Here is a 14,976-nt window from a genome sequence, read left to right as displayed (position 1 = left end):
GGACAACGGTCGCGGCCCCGAGTCGGATCCCTTTTGCGGACTCTCGCCCATCGGGTGTGGCCGAAAGGAGGTCCCGGTGGATTCGTCCGAGCATCTCCTGCCGACGTCACGACGAAGCCGGGTACTGATCGGCGTCTTGGTTGCGTTCATACTGGCACTTCTGACAGTGCCGCGATTCGTGCTCGTTTACACCGACTGGTTGTGGTTCGGCGAAGTCGGCTACCGCAATGTGTGGACCACGATCTTGTACACACGGATAGCGTTGTTTGCCGGGGTCACCGCCGTCATCGGGACGATCATCTTTTTCGCGCTGACCCTCGCATACAGATCTCGCCCGTTGTTCGCGTACTCGGCTGCCCGCGGCCACGACCCCCTCGAGCCGTACCGCGCGATGGTGACCCGCAGGCATCGCCGGCTCGCGATCGTCATCTCTTTGGTGATCGCGTTGCCGTTCGGACTCCACGCCCAATCGAACTGGATGATTGTTCAACTGTTCGTCCGCGGAGGTTCCTTCGGCTCACGCGACGCCGAGTTCGGGCACGACATAGCGTTTTACGTTTTCGACCTGCCGTTTTACCGGATGGTGTTGAACTGGCTCTTCATCGTCGTGTTCCTCGCACTGCTGGCCAACCTATGCGCGCATTACCTGTTCGGCGGGATCCGACTCCAACTCAAGGACGGACTCCCCGCAATCACCCGACCTGCGCGGATCCAGGTGGCAATACTGCTGGGAACCTTCATCGCACTCAAAGCGGTGGCCTACTGGTTCGACCGGTACTCACTTCTGTGGAGCGGCCGCAAGGAACCGACATTCACCGGCGCCGGATTCACCGACATCAATGCCGTTTTGCCGGCCCGGTTGATCATGGTCGCGATCGCGGTCGTCTGCGCTGCTGCATTCTTCGCCGCGATATTTCTGCGCGACATACGGATACCCGCGATGGCCGCTGCCCTGCTTGTTCTCTCGTCCATCCTCGTAGGGGGTATCTGGCCGGCGCTCGTCGAGCAGTTTTCGGTGCGCCCGAACGCCGCTGACCGAGAACGTGTCTACATCGAACGCAACATCGCCGCCACACGCGAAGCGTACGGACTGAGCGAGGATCGGATCGAGTACCTCGACTACCCCGGTGTCGGCACCCGCTCACCGCGGGAGGTGCCCGCCGACATCACCACCACCGCCAATGCCCGACTACTCGATCCGACGATCCTCTCGCGCACGTTCACCCAGCAACAACAACTGAAAAACTTCTACGGCTTCACCCCTACCCTCGACATCGACCGATACAACCTCGACGGCGACATCTCCGACTACATCGTCGCAGCGCGGGAGTTGTCCCCGAACAGCCTCAGCGGCAACCAAACCCAATGGATCAATCGTCACACCGTCTACACCCACGGCAACGGATTCGTGGCCGCGCCGGCCAATCGCGTCAACGCCGCAGTACGAGACGTCGCCGGTCAAAGTTCCACCAGCGACAGTGGATACCCGATCTACACGGTCAGCGACATCGCCACCCAATCAGCCGGTACGCAACTCATTCCCGTCGAGCAACCCCGTATCTACTACGGGGAGGTGATCGCCCAAGCCGACCCGGACTACGCGATCGTCGGCGCCTCCGGCGAGAGTGAACCGCGCGAGTACGACACGGACACTTCGCAATACACCTACACCGGCAGCGGCGGTATACCCATCGGTAACTGGATCAACCGGTTGGCGTTCGCCGCGAGATACACCGAACGGAACATCTTGTTCTCGGGCGCCATCGGCGCAGAGTCCAAAATTCTCTTCAACCGGGATCCGGCGTCGAGAGTCGAAGCCGTCGCTCCGTGGCTGACCACTGACGACAACCCATATCCCACTGTCGTCGACGGCCGCATCACCTGGATAGTCGATGCGTACACCACCCTGGCGAACTACCCGTACTCCCAGCCCGGGGCGCTCAGCGAACCCACCCTCACCGTCTCGGGGACACCGCGGCCGGCCCCGGAAATCTCGTACGTCCGCAACTCCGTCAAAGCCACCGTCGACGCCTACGACGGCACCGTCAATCTCTACCAGCTCGGCGACGACCCCGTCCTCGACGCGTGGATGAACGTCTTCCCCGGTACCGTCAAACTCGAAAGCGACATCTCACCCGATCTGCGTGCTCACTTCCGGTACCCAGAGGACCTGTTCCGCATCCAACGCGACCGCCTGGCCAAGTACCACGTCAACGATCCCCGAGAATTCTTCACCAACAACGCCTTCTGGTCGGTCCCGAGTGACCCGAGCGCCGACGAGGTCACCGGCCAACCCCCCTACTACGTCACCGTCGGAGACCAGGAGACCGCACAACCGTCCTTCCGGCTCACCAGCGCGATGGTCGGATTCAACCGAGAGTTCCTCTCCGCCTACATCTCCGTCCTCTCGGACCCCGAAGACTTCGGGAAGTTCCAGATCTTGCGACTGCCCACCGACACCCAAACCCAAGGACCACAACAAACACAGAACTCGATGATCTCCGACACCCGAGTCGCTTCCGAGCGGACCCTGCTCGAACGCTCGAACCGCATCCACTACGGCAACCTCCTGACATTGCCGATCGCCGGCGGCGGCTTCCTGTACGTCGAACCCCTGTTCACCGAACGATTGAGCACCCAAGCCGACGGCTCGACCTTCCCCCAACTCTCCCGTGTCCTCGTCAGCTACCGAGAACCCGGAACAGGCGGCGTCAGAGTCGGATACGCCCCCACCCTCGCAGAAGCTCTCGACCAAGTCTTCGGGCCCGGCACCGGAACAATCGCCACCGCCCCCGGCGGAGACGCCGCTGCTCCACCCCCTTCCACCGCGCCACCCCCGCAGCAGACACCATCCATACCCGCCGATCCCGGATCCGATCTCACCACCGCAGTGACCGAACTCAACCGCGCCCTCGCCGACCTGCGCACCGCACAACAAAGCGGCTTCGGCACCTACGGCGACGCCCTCGACCGACTGCAACAAGCCATCGACGCATACCTCCAAGCAGGCGGACGCTGAATGCGCACCCGCCCACTCGGATCAGGAGGCAATCTCATATGACGAACCACTCTCGGCCTGAGTTTGAACTGACGCATCACCGCACGGCGGCGTGTCCGTAGGTATCGGATGCCTGACTTTTGACGATCGTCGGTTACTGTGGCGCACGGTGTGCCGGGAAGTCTGGTCGGCGGCAGCTCGATGCTGTCCCGTTCAACCAGGAGAGCCATGAACCACCCCACGCCTCGTACCCCGATCGTTTCGCGTGACGTGCCCCTCGAATCCGGGTTCCGCTGCCCCGGCGACGAACTGCAACTGCACACCTCCGCGCGCAAGATCCTGCAGACGTGGACACTGTCCTGGACACTGCAGCGACTGCGTACGTCATTGAGCGACACCCTCGTGCTCGCAGTCGGCTCGGCATCACCGCTACCGGCAGCTGTGATCATCCCCGGCGCCGGATTGAGCGCGGCACTGCTCGAACCCGCGCTCGCTGAGATCGCCTGCACCCGAAGAGTATTCGTCGTCGATATACCCGGCGAACCAGGGATGAGCGCCGCCCGCCGCCCCGCCTCCGCTGACCTCGATCACTACGGCCGCTGGCTCGACGAGGTCACCGACGCGCTCGGCGAGAAATCCATCGTGCTGATAGGCCATGCCTTGGGCGGTGCCATCGTCCTTTCCTCCACACCCCACCCTCGTGTCGCCGGCACGGTTCTGGTCAACCCGGAGCGACTCTGTCGCTCCCGCTGGTATTCCTGGGGCGCCCTGCGACGGTTCCTATGGCGCAGAAGCACCGACATCGACGCAGCGCAGCACTACCTCGAACACGTCACCGGACCACAGTTCATTCCCTCCCCCGAGCTGGTGACCTGGTTCTGCAACGTCGGCGCCAACTGCCACCCGACCCCATCGCGACCACTGCTGAGCAAGGACAGATTCACCATCTGGACCCGGCATGCCCCGATGACCGTCGCGGCCGGCGCTGACGACCCCGTCTCTCGCCGCCAAGCCGTGTACCGCGCCGTGAAGGACCACACCGCCTCGGTGATGCTTCTCCCGAAGACCGGACACCTGGCCCCGGTCGAAGATCCGCTCTGCCTCTCGCAGATCTTACGAAAGCACGAACTCCCCGCCCGACGGTCTGCCCCCGGCGAGTGACAGCCGGAGGCAAACCAGTACGCGGGATACCTGCGACCCGAAGGACACCCCTTGCGAATCACGCACACAGGGCGAAACTTGTCAGCGCCGAATTGGCCGGGTCAACTATTTGCGCTTGGTGGGTAGGGCCGAAGTGTCAGTCCTTCGGGTCCGTCTTGGGTTCCGGAGCGGGTTCGGTCTTCCTGTAGGCGCGGCGCAGTTGCCAGATCCGCGCACCGCCTACGGAGGCCATCACCAGTACCCCGCCGATAGCGGCGAAAAGCAGAGCCACCCCGAGCGGCAGTTCGAAGTCCCAGGCGAAGAATGAGATGGCGACCTGCTTGGTGTTCTGCAGGATGAAGATCAACAAAATGATGACAACGATGGCGCCCATGGCAACTGCTATCCACATTCGTCCGGCATTGGTGTGCTCGATGTCCGCCTGTGTCGGAGACGTCGACGAGTGAGGTACCTTTTCCCCCTTCGGTTTGTGGAAGGGCGTGCCGGATGCCGACGCGATGTGGGGATCTTGTGTGCTCATAGCGCTCTCCTTGGTCTCCAGACCTACCGGAGCAGAGGGTGAACTCGCTGTTCGCCTATCTTTGAGGATATATCTGGCTACGCGACGGTGCACGGGCGAAATCGCTGAACAAATGAAGGAAACTTCGTCTACACATCGACCTGGTGCCCTCGTCTCCCTGTATGGGATGCTCGAAGAGCAGTCGATAAATGGGGCGATGCGCCATGGCGTTCATTCGCGGAATCCGAGCGACGGCGGTGCTGGCGCTTCTGATCTGGGTGGGAGCCTGCTCATGGTTCTCCGACGACGGGTCGAACTGTTGTCTCCCCCCATGGGGCGATCGGTGCCCGATATATCTCGAGCGGTGGGGAAGACGGTCCGCTCGGTCGCTGCGTCAACGGCGACGAGGAACGCAATGGTGGACAAATCCAGCAATTCGCCGATGGAGTCATCTATTGGACGGAGTCCACCGGTGCCTGGGAGGTCTACGGGCAGATCGGGGAAAAGTACGCCGCGGTCGGAGGGCCGACGTCGGGGGTTGGTTGGCCCATCAGCGGTGAGCTGAGCACGCCCGACAATTCGGCACGGTTCAACAGGTTCGAGCACGGCAACACCTACTTCTCGGAAGCCGGTACCCATCCTGTCTACGGGGCGATCTTCGACGCGTGGGGGCGTCAGGGCTTCGAGAGTGGACGCTTCGGTCTACCGACGTCCGACGAGTTCGAGGTGCCGGACGGTCGGCAAACCAACTTTCAAGGTGGATGGATTCGCTGGGTGAGCGGCACCGGTCAGATTCTCACCTCGTAGAAAACCGGCTGCATGCCGCTTGTTGGTGTTGGCCGATGCTCAGACGCGTCCGTCTCCGTTCCACAGTGACGGTACGGGGGTCCGCACAACGGCATGACCACCGGGCGGACAGGTGGCTCGCACACAGGCTGGAGACAAATCACAAACGGACACTTCTTCCGAGCAAAAATGGCGCAATTCGCCATGAACAACGCTGCGCGGTAAACCTTCTCAATCTCGATGAGACCTCAGTTGGCCTCCATGCACGTTCAGCGTGCCCACCACTGGCGCTGTTGCGCCCAGGCATTGATCTCCCCCGCTCTTGAAGGTGACGCATTGGCAGCGCTTGTCCTTCTACCGCGGCGCGCTTGGCGGGTTGCTCACAGCTCGAACGGAACTCGACGGGGTGCATCAATTGACATCGAGATGGCCAAACGCCGCAATCGCGCTCCACGACAACACCACCGCGATCGTGGTGAGGACGACGAACGCAGAAAAGGACACACCTTCGACGAGTTGATTGTCCCCGACCGCGTAGAAGAACGGAGAGACCAGTCTGGCCGGACGAAGCCAGCCCACCACGGGCGCAAGCGAATTGATCAGATACGCAGCTGCAGCGATCATCGATGCCACGCCCAACGCTATCGGACGACTTCCTGTCGAATCGCCGATACGTGCGCTGCTCCCCATGCCTGGGTGCGGGGTGCACCGCCCGTTCTCTGGCTCGATCGGGGGACGGGCAACTAGATGGAACCGCATATCTTCGAACCGAACTACGAAGCATGAGGTGGCCCGCCGGGTTCGCCGCGAGGTACGTCATCCGGCGGGCCGTACATGCCGCTGGCCGCCACGGATAGCGGCATGCGTTCAGGATGCCCACCCGGCGTGCCGTCGGGGACGCCGAGTGGGCTGTTGCGCGCCGTAGTCCGGGGAGACGGGCGCGCAGTTCAGAGGCCCGCCGGGGTCTACAGGTGACGAGACTCCGGCGGACCGATACATGCCCGAGCTGAACAGGCACCGGGCATGCAATCCAGGTGGTCCGCTGCAAGCACGCAACTGCAGGGGGGTGTACTCACTGCGGACCGTGGGGAGCCTAACGCGCCACCGCCGCCAGGTAAAGGCAGTCAAAAGCCGCGGCGACTCCGGAGCTCGGGATTGACGTTTATCGTTCCTGGTCAAGCACTTTCGGTGTTCAGCGAACTTTTCCATGCCCTAGCGGCGCGCCGGACGGATGCGTCAACGTCGTCGTCCAGGCGATGACGGCGATGGCAGAGGCCAGAATGGCTGCGGGCGCGATGTACTTCAGCCAACGGTTCATGAACGTCAGCGTAGCGGCGCGACCTGGGCGCGAGCGGGCAAGTTCGTAGGCGTGCGCGGACACTGTCACGGCGAGGGTGCGGCCCACCCCCGGCGAGTGACAGCCGGCAGGCAGGCCGTGTGCGGCATCCCCGAACTCGAATGACTGTCTTGCCGCACCAAATGCGTACCCGGATACCGGACATCGAAACCTCGGCCGGAGGAAATATTCAACCAGATTTTCGTCAAGCTTCGTCGAGGCCGAGCACGCGGCACATGACGAGTAGGCGCCCTCCGACGAACGAAAATCTGCGGACGGCAGCCTCGAAATTGTGGGCTTCGTGCGGCGCCTGACAGCACGAGCGATGCGGTGATCTGCGAAGGCTCGCATCACCGTCCGAGAGGGGCGTCGTCAGCAACCAGGCGCACCGATGAGCACGCCTCGCCAGAAGGACGGGTGACGGCCGCGAGGAGCCGGTCCACCGAACAGGTGGCCTACTCGCTATCCACGGTCTACTCCCCCTCCGGGACACAGCCCTCAGCAATCACCGTCGGCTGCCGCACGCAGAGCCGCGATGATCGCTGCCTGCTCCTGCGGTGTGGCGTTCTTCCAGGACCTGACGGCAGTTGCCTGGATCATGGCCAGGACCGCATCGACGTCACCACCGAACGTCATCAACGTGGGTTGAACGTCTATGCAGCTCTGGGCAAGTTCTGCCTCGGAAATCTCGAGCGGAACACTGACTGCGGTCGTCAATCCTTCGGGGGTGACTTCGTAGGTTTCTGTACTGGTAGTCGGGTGAGCGCTTCGCGGGTGCAGCGCAGCGGTAGCGGGTTGTGTTGAGGCCACTACGGCAGGGCGGCTTCCGGACACCCGAGCGGTGCCTGCACCATTGACCTCGTTGTTGGGATCACCGCTCGTCGAGCATGACATCGTCAGGGCCGCTGGAATCAGAAGCACGCTGAACAGTGGGACGAGGCGGCTCCGAATGACATGACGTACTGGGATGATCGTTCGATCCGACTGGCGGTTCATCGTCGGTCCTCCGTCATGTCTTACCCCGTAATCCTCCGTCATGTCTTACCCCGTAAGAGGGGTGGAAGTAGCGGCGTTGAGTCATGATTTGCCGCCGAGGCGCTCGAACACACTCGATCGACGCCGTGTAGTAAGCAACGATCGAGGATCAGGACGGAACGGCACGCGTGTTGCCGCGGGGAGGACGTGGCAATGCGCTACGGGATGAAAAACAGCATCGCCATCAGGACAACGCACGACATTGCTGCTGCCACCGGCACCAGGATAGGCGGAGTGTCGTCACTATTCATGTGTCCTCGGTCGCTGACTCATCAGAGCCGGAAGACTACCCCGGCAGGGAGTGTCCGGCAACATATCCCGGCCGCGGGGTACTCGGGCGATATCCCGCTGAGGTATCAGAAGGATATCTCCGTCATTGAGCTCTCGTATCGCAACGGAGGCACTTCCTCACCGGATCCACCGGTTGCGATTTGAGCAATCGCAGCATCAGCCTCTACGGTCGGACAAGCTCGAGCACGCCTACTAGTCGACATCGGTCACTATGTCGGGCGAGCGCGACATACATCCCCCGGGGCGTTGTGTCGCACTGCGATCGTCCGGTGTGGTGGCTTCCTGAGGAGGACACGTGAGCGCAGTGAAAGAAGCTTGGCGAGGTATCCGGAAACCGGTTTTCGTTCCCGCGTCGATCGTCATCGTGGCCATGATCGTGTTCTCCGTGGTCTATGCAGGTACTGCGGAAGATGCGTTCGGCACTCTGAATTCGGCGATCAGCGACGGTGTCGGATGGTGGTACATCCTCACCGCCACCGGTTTCGTGATTTTTGCGCTGTACTGCGGTGTCAGCCGTGTCGGCAACATCCGGTTGGGACGTGACGACGAGCAGCCCGAGTTCGGGATGCTCTCGTGGTTCGCGATGCTCTTCAGCGCCGGTATGGGCATCGGCCTGGTGTTCTACGGAGTAGCCGAACCACTTTCGCACTATGTGAACCCTCCCGTCGCGGGCGGAGTCGCCGGATCCACGGACGCCGCAGCCAATCAAGCGATGGAACTGACGATGTTCCACTGGGGTCTGCATGCCTGGGCTATCTACGTCGTCGTCGGTCTGGGTCTGGCGTACATGACGTACCGAAAGGGTCGTCCGCTGTCGATCCGTTGGCTGCTCGAGCCGCTCCTCGGACGCGCTCGCATCGAAGGCGGTATCGGTCATACGATCGATGCGATCGCGATCATCGGCACGTTGTTCGGTGTCGCGACCTCGCTCGGTTTCGGCGTGCAACAGATTTCGGCCGGTCTGGACTACCTCGGCTGGGTGGAGACCGGAAACGTGCTGACGGTCGTCCTGATTACGTGTGTCACCGGGCTGGCCACGTTTTCCGTTGTCTCCGGAGTATCCAAGGGGCTCAAGTGGCTCTCGAACATCAACATGGTTCTCGCCGCGAGTCTCGCGATTTTCGTCCTCGTGCTCGGTCCGACTCTTTTTCTGATGCAGTCGTGGGTGCAGAACCTGGGTGGGTACGTCCAGGCTTTGCCTGAGCTGATGCTGCGCACGTCTCCGTTCGCCGAAGACGGTTGGGCCGGTGCGTGGACGATCTTCTACTGGGGTTGGTGGATGAGCTGGGCGCCGTTCGTCGGCATGTTCATCGCGCGCATCTCACGCGGCCGCACCATCCGTGAATTCGTCTTCGGTGTACTGCTCGCCCCCACTGTCATCGGATCTCTGTGGTTCACGATCTTCGGGGACTCCGGCATTCTCCGTCAGCGCAACGACGGCGACATGCTCACAGCTGACGGGTCAGTCGACACCAACACATCCTTGTTCCATCTTCTCGACGGTCTTCCCCTGTCCACGGTGACCAGTGTCCTGGCCATCGCAGTGGTGGTGTTCTTTTTCGTCACCTCCTCCGACTCCGGCTCTCTGGTCATCGACATCCTCTCCACCGGCGGCGATTTGGAGACACCGAAGATCACACGGGTCTACTGGTCGGTGCTCGAGGGTGTGGCCGCAGCGGTACTGCTCCTCGTCGGTGGAAGTGGCTCGTTGACAGCGCTGCAAACCGCGTCGATAGCGACCGCGGTGCCCTTCTCGATCGTCTTGGTACTCGCGTGCGTATCCATGCTCAAAGCGTTCCGCTACGACGTGGCCACCACCCCGCGATACTTACGCGTCTCCTCGCACGGTTCGGGCGCCACCACCGGCGAGGAACTGTTACCGACAGAGAAAGCCCGCGGAAAACGCCACCCCAGCGGCATCTCTGCTACCTTCGCCGGCCTTGCTCCCTCGACGCGGGATCTTCCGAAGCAGGACACTGACGAGCATCTCGTGCTGGCAGTGCACGAGGTGTCCTCGCACTCCATCGACGTGGATCCGGCGACCGGTGCGATCGCGTACTCCGGCAACGGAGTACTCGACGATCCGCTCGGCGGCGAAATCTTCGATACTCCCGAATTCGCGCAGTCGGCAGAAGGGCACTCCCAGGCCAGCGGCCGCGACGAGACCGTCTAACTCTGCATCCGCGAACGAGAGAGTGTTCTCGCCAGTGTCCACCGAAAGCAGGCTGCACCCCGTGACGCAACAGCCACCCCGCCCTTCTGCCGGCAAGCGGGCGCTCTTCGCTCGTGGCTCGTGGACCGAAACGGCGCGTATCGCTGCCCTCTTACGCGGTGAGACCGTCGGTGGTGCTCTGTTGCTGGCCGCCACGGTCGTTGCGCTCGTCTGGGCGAATTCGCCGTGGTCGAACGCCTACGACGCACTGTCCGAATTCCGAATCGGCCCCAGCGCATTGGGGTTGAATCTGCCTCTGGAGACCTGGGCAGCAGATGGACTACTGGCGATCTTCTTCTTTGTCGTCGGGCTCGAACTCAAACGTGAGTTCGTCGCGGGCGATCTGCGTGATCCTGCCCGGGCAGCGCTTCCGATAGCTGCCGCCGTGGGCGGCATGCTCACCCCGGCGCTCATCTTCGTCCTGGTCAATCTTCGGACCGGGGACGGGGCACTGGCCGGCTGGGCCATCCCGACAGCGACCGACATCGCGTTCGCCGTCGCGGTGTTGGCGGTGGTGAGCACGCACCTTCCCTCGTCCCTGAGAACATTTCTGTTGACCTTGGCGGTGGTGGACGACCTTCTCGCCATCACCGTCATCGCCATCTTCTATACCGACGATCTCGATGTCGCGATGTTGGGGGCGGCCCTGATTCCGTTGGCCTTGTTCACTCTGGCGGTCCAGAAGAAGGTGCGGTCGTGGTGGGTTCTCCTACCGCTCGCCGGTGCGACCTGGGTACTGGTACACGAATCCGGTATCCATGCCACCGTGGCCGGAGTGCTCCTCGGGTTCGCAGTCCCTGTCATTCGCAGCAGGGCTGCCGGGGGCCCGGATGCGGGACCGGGCTTGGCGGAACACTTCGAACGCCGCATCAGGCCTGTCTCAGCGGGTTTCGCGGTACCGGTGTTCGCGTTCTTCGCGGCCGGAGTCACTGTGGGCGGAATATCCGGACTGACGAGTGCTCTGACCGATTCCGTTGCGCTGGGCATCATTGCAGGGCTGGTGGTCGGCAAAATGGTCGGGGTGTTCGGCACGACCTATATCCTCTCCAGGTTCACCCGGGCCGTACTCGATGAAGGTTTGTCCTGGATCGACGTCTTCGGGGTGGCGATTCTGGCGGGCATCGGCTTCACGGTCTCGTTGTTGATCGGAGATCTCGCCTTCGGTGCAGGCTCCTTGCGCGATGACCATGTCAAGATTGGTGTTCTCGCCGGCTCCGTTCTGGCTGCTCTGTTGGCGTCGATCGTGCTTCGTCTGCGTAACCGCGCATACCGGATCATCGCCGAGAACGAGGCCCGCGACGACGACGGTGACGGGATCCCCGACGTGTATCAGTCGACCGATTGAATTCGGCTACCACAACGGCATCGGGGGAATCACCGGTTCATGACCGAAATTTCTTGCGCCACTGGATCGGGTAGGTGGTGGCATCTATCAATTCCTGCCGCTGCCGCGCACGAAGGCCTCCGAGGCGGCGCGCACTGTCGATTCCGATGCCGTCCAACAGGCGTTGCGCGCCAACAGGTCCCACGCCGGGTAGCGATTTCATCAAGTCTACGACCTTGATGCGGGCGATGATCTCGTCACGATCTGCCGCGTCGAGAACATCTCGTACACCGATGTGACTGGCCTTGAGTTGCTGGAGCATTCGCGCACGGGCCATGCGGGCATGTTGGGCGTTGACGAGCCCGAGGCGGCGTTGTCGATCGGTCAGCGGCGGAGGTCTCACAGTTACCCTCGGTGCGCAGCTATTCTCGTACCGCCGGAACCCCATCTCGTGGGTTCTCGAAAATTCGAACAGCTTGCGCAACAACAGAATAAGCAACAGAGGGAACCTGGGCTTCAGCAGGCAGCGCCGACAGCTTCTCCTTGGTCAATGCCGAATTCAGTGCCCGCAGCGGTGTCGCCGCCCTACCCATCCAGGGCGTTAAGACCTCCACTGCGCTCGTGTGAGGAACACCGAGACGCCCCACTTCGTCGACGACCTTGTCGAAGGTCAACCACACCTGATCGTCGAGCTGTTCGGCGAAGAGGGTGTAAGCACCCCAGGTCCATTGAGCACGTTGAAGATTCGCACTCACACTGATGGCACCGTCAGCGGTACGACCGCGTAACTGCCCGTCCTCCCACTCCCAGTCGATCACCGGGTCGGGTTCGGTTCGCCTGTGCGGTATGGACATCTCGATCGCGTTCGCTCTCATCGTTTCCTTGCGCTCATGCGGGTGCTTCGGTTGCGCAGAAGAGGCTCTGCGTCCCTCGGACTGGCGATCATGCAACCACGTTTGACCGGTGGTGTGAACCGAGGAATTCCGTCTCGAGTCGCACCCGGCCACTGTTTACGCAGGTATGCCTGGTTTTCGCGCGGCCGAAATCGATATACGACTGTGACATTGTCGCCAGTCGTGTGCGTCTGCGTGTTCAACATCGTTGTCTGGAACAACATTTGGACAGAACCCGCGCGAAAGACGGCGGTGTTGCTACCTCGATCACGGCTCGTGTTAGGTTCGAACCGAAGATCGCCGATCCCGGTCGAGCGCAGCGCACGCGCTCGATCGGAGGTAACGGCGCCACGAGAAACATCGACCTGGGCACAGTTGACCTCGGTACAACGGGAAGGCTCGATTCATGACAGGCATGCACTTTCGCGGTATCTCTCTGCGACGATCGTCGATCGCACTGGCAAGTGGTGCGATGCTCCTGACTGCCGTTACGGCGTGCACATCGACGAGCGACACAGACAGCGCCGATCACCTGCAGTCCCTACAGGACAAAGGCGCGATCACGGTCGGGTTTGCCGGCGAAGCGCCGTACAGCTTCGAGGAGAACGGTCAACTCACCGGCGCAACCGTGGCGTTGCACCGCGAAATATTCTCCCGGTTGGGTATCGACACGGTCGAAGGGGTCAACGCCGACTTCGGCTCTCTGATCCCTGGCCTGCAGGCGAACCGCTTCGACGCCGTCAGTGCGGGTATGTCCATCCTTCCGAAGCGATGTGAGCAGGCCGCGTTCGGTGACCCCGAATTCAACTACACGACGGCCCTGATGGTTCCGGCGGGCAACCCGCAGAACCTCACGGACATGGAGTCCATCGCGGCCTCCGGCGCGAAACTGGCCACCATGACAGGTGCGATCGAATCCGACTACGCCGATGCACTGGCCATTCCTGCTGTCCAAGTGGCCTCACCGCAAGACGGGATGGACGCCGTTACCTCCGGTCGTGCTGACGTGTTCGCATTGACCGCCATCTCACTGAACTGGATGAAGAACAACAACCCCGGCGCTGCTGTCGACGTCACTGATTCCTTCGTCGCCACAATCAACGGAAAGCCACAGGTCGGGGCAGGTGCGACGGTCTTCCGCACCGATGACACCGAACTTCGTGAGGCCTACAACGCGGAACTTGCGAAAATCACCTCGGACCCGCAGAAATATCTCGAGATCGTCGGCCCCTTCGGGTTTACGGAAAAAGAACTCCCCGATCCGGAACTGACCACTGACAAGTTGTGCTCGGGAGCCGCTTGAGGTAGCTGGTAGCTCCCGATGAGTACGAATATCGATGCCCTTGTCGAGGCGTGGCCACGTATCACCGACGGTGTCGCGGTCACCGCCGCACTGACTCTCGGTGGGGCAGCATTGGCCTTTGTACTCTCGCTCGTCCTCGGCTATGCGGTCGGTGTGCGCAACCGTTGGATGAGGTATCCGGCGCGGGTGGTGATCGAGTTCTTTCGAGGAACTTCCCTTCTCGTACAACTGTTCTGGCTTTTCTACGTACTTCCGTTGTTCGGCTATCAACTCGAACCGATGTTGTGCGGAGTTCTGGCGCTCGGTCTGAACTACGGCGCGTACGGCGCCGAGGTGGTTCGGGGAGCTATGGCGGCTGTACCGATCGCGCAGAAGGAAGCATGCATCGCCCTGGGTTTCTCACCGTGGCTGCAGGTACGCAAGGTCCTCTTCCCTCAGGCTTGGGTACAGATGGTCCCTCCGCTGACGAACCTGCTGATACAGCTCCTCAAAGGAAGCGCCCTGGCCAGTTTCATCCTGCTTCAGGACCTGACTTATCAGATCGAGCAGCTGCGCCGCGGGACCGGCGACACGATCTTCGCGTTCGGCGTGGGGCTGATCGTCTACTTCGTTCTTGCGTATGCGTTGACGTTGGTGATGAACGTGGTCGAGATCCGTGCCAAACGCCGTCTCGGTCTCGGGCCGTCGCTGCGAGAAGTACTCAGCATCAAGCCCGATCGAGGCGATGAACTCGTAGGAGTGGGGCGATGAGCGTCGAATGGAGTTGGCAACGCGCCGCTGACTCACTCCCGATCCTGATCGACGGCTTCAAGATCACGTTGCTGGCGACAGTGCTCGGAATGGCAATCGCATCGGTTCTCGGTTTGGTGATTGCGATCGCTCGCCGCACCTGCCCTGCGTACGTGCGAGTTCCCCTGCGCTGGATCACCGAGTTCATCCGGCTGACCCCGCTCGTCGTCCAACTCCTGCTCGTGTACTACCTGCTTCCGCAATTTTCCGCGCTGCAGATCGGTATCGCTGTTCTGGGTGTCCACTATTCGACGTATATGGCCGAGGTGTACCGCGCAGGAATCGAAGCGGTTCCCCTCTCTGTCAGGATTTAGTGAGACACTCGGAGGCAACCGAGATCACTCACTGA

The 14,976-nt window shown here is 61.9% G+C and carries 13 protein-coding genes and 1 pseudogene; 8 read left to right on the top strand and 6 right to left on the bottom strand.

The genetic code is table 11. From position 1 onward, the window contains the following. Positions 1-76: 76 nt before the first annotated feature. A complete protein-coding gene (locus ACKAMS_RS31825) occupies positions 77-3,019 on the top strand; it encodes a UPF0182 family protein (protein WP_218680988.1) in 2,943 nt (980 codons plus the stop codon). 207 nt (positions 3,020-3,226) lie between these two features. Further along, positions 3,227-4,159 carry an alpha/beta fold hydrolase gene (locus ACKAMS_RS31820; protein WP_218680987.1) on the top strand — a complete coding sequence of 311 codons (933 nt, stop codon included), beginning with the start codon at positions 3,227-3,229 and terminating at the stop codon, positions 4,157-4,159. Positions 4,160-4,295: 136 nt separating this feature from the next. Here the strand turns inward: ACKAMS_RS31820 and ACKAMS_RS31815 are convergent, their stop codons facing one another. Beyond that, positions 4,296-4,679 carry a lipopolysaccharide assembly LapA domain-containing protein gene (locus ACKAMS_RS31815; protein ID WP_256938649.1) on the bottom strand — a complete coding sequence of 128 codons (384 nt, stop codon included), beginning with the start codon at positions 4,677-4,679 and terminating at the stop codon, positions 4,296-4,298. Between the two features lie 318 nt (positions 4,680-4,997). On the opposite strand from ACKAMS_RS31815, the gene ACKAMS_RS31810 reads away from it, so the two are divergent. Next, a complete protein-coding gene (locus ACKAMS_RS31810) occupies positions 4,998-5,465 on the top strand; it encodes a trehalose corynomycolyl transferase (protein ID WP_218680999.1) in 468 nt (155 codons plus the stop codon). Between the two features lie 390 nt (positions 5,466-5,855). On the opposite strand, the gene ACKAMS_RS31805 is transcribed toward ACKAMS_RS31810, so the two are convergent. The 3 genes from ACKAMS_RS31805 to lpqV form a co-directional block, all read right to left on the bottom strand. Further along, positions 5,856-6,077, bottom strand: coding sequence for a hypothetical protein (locus tag ACKAMS_RS31805; protein WP_024487986.1), 222 nt, complete (start codon positions 6,075-6,077; stop codon positions 5,856-5,858). A 559-nt stretch (positions 6,078-6,636) separates the two neighbouring features. Further along, positions 6,637-6,762 (bottom strand): hypothetical protein, encoded by a 126-nt coding sequence (locus ACKAMS_RS31800; protein ID WP_255246894.1) that lies wholly within the window; start codon positions 6,760-6,762, stop codon positions 6,637-6,639. A 516-nt stretch (positions 6,763-7,278) separates the two neighbouring features. After that, positions 7,279-7,776, bottom strand: a complete 498-nt coding sequence (gene lpqV, locus ACKAMS_RS31795) for a lipoprotein LpqV (RefSeq protein WP_218680986.1) — start codon at positions 7,774-7,776, stop codon at positions 7,279-7,281. A gap of 625 nt (positions 7,777-8,401) precedes the next feature. On the opposite strand from lpqV, the gene ACKAMS_RS31790 reads away from it, so the two are divergent. Then, positions 8,402-10,279 (top strand): BCCT family transporter, encoded by a 1,878-nt coding sequence (locus tag ACKAMS_RS31790; protein ID WP_408990021.1) that lies wholly within the window; start codon positions 8,402-8,404, stop codon positions 10,277-10,279. Positions 10,280-10,340: 61 nt separating this feature from the next. Then, positions 10,341-11,663, top strand: coding sequence for a Na+/H+ antiporter NhaA (nhaA, locus tag ACKAMS_RS31785; RefSeq protein ID WP_218680984.1), 1,323 nt, complete (start codon positions 10,341-10,343; stop codon positions 11,661-11,663). A 37-nt stretch (positions 11,664-11,700) separates the two neighbouring features. Here the strand turns inward: nhaA and mihF are convergent, their stop codons facing one another. Together mihF and ACKAMS_RS31775 are read right to left on the bottom strand one after the other, a co-directional pair. Further along, the gene (gene mihF, locus ACKAMS_RS31780; protein ID WP_305088893.1) at positions 11,701-12,090 is read right to left on the bottom strand and encodes an integration host factor, actinobacterial type; all 390 of its coding nucleotides are present in this window, start codon (positions 12,088-12,090) and stop codon (positions 11,701-11,703) included. After that, on the bottom strand, positions 12,065-12,517 hold the full coding sequence (locus tag ACKAMS_RS31775) for a hypothetical protein (protein WP_218680982.1): 453 nt from the start codon (positions 12,515-12,517) through the stop codon (positions 12,065-12,067). Before ACKAMS_RS31775 ends, mihF begins: the two co-directional genes overlap by 26 nt. Positions 12,518-12,941: 424 nt before the next feature. Between ACKAMS_RS31775 and ehuB the strand changes: the two genes are divergently transcribed. The 3 genes and pseudogenes from ehuB to ACKAMS_RS31760 all read left to right on the top strand — a co-directional run. Then, a complete protein-coding gene (gene ehuB, locus ACKAMS_RS31770) occupies positions 12,942-13,838 on the top strand; it encodes an ectoine/hydroxyectoine ABC transporter substrate-binding protein EhuB (protein WP_408990020.1) in 897 nt (298 codons plus the stop codon). Between the two features lie 18 nt (positions 13,839-13,856). After that, entirely contained in the window at positions 13,857-14,588 is a 732-nt protein-coding gene (gene ehuC, locus ACKAMS_RS31765; protein ID WP_218680980.1) for an ectoine/hydroxyectoine ABC transporter permease subunit EhuC, read from the top strand. Next, positions 14,585-14,923: pseudogene (locus ACKAMS_RS31760) on the top strand (ABC transporter permease subunit); the annotation flags it as partial. The gene ehuC and the pseudogene ACKAMS_RS31760, both read left to right, overlap by 4 nt. Positions 14,924-14,976 lie beyond the last annotated feature (53 nt).

It is taken from the genome of Rhodococcus sp. 5A-K4 (assembly GCF_046097995.1).
Lineage (GTDB): Bacteria > Actinomycetota > Actinomycetes > Mycobacteriales > Mycobacteriaceae > Rhodococcus_F > Rhodococcus_F erythropolis.
This window is presented reverse-complemented; position numbering and strand designations above follow the sequence as displayed.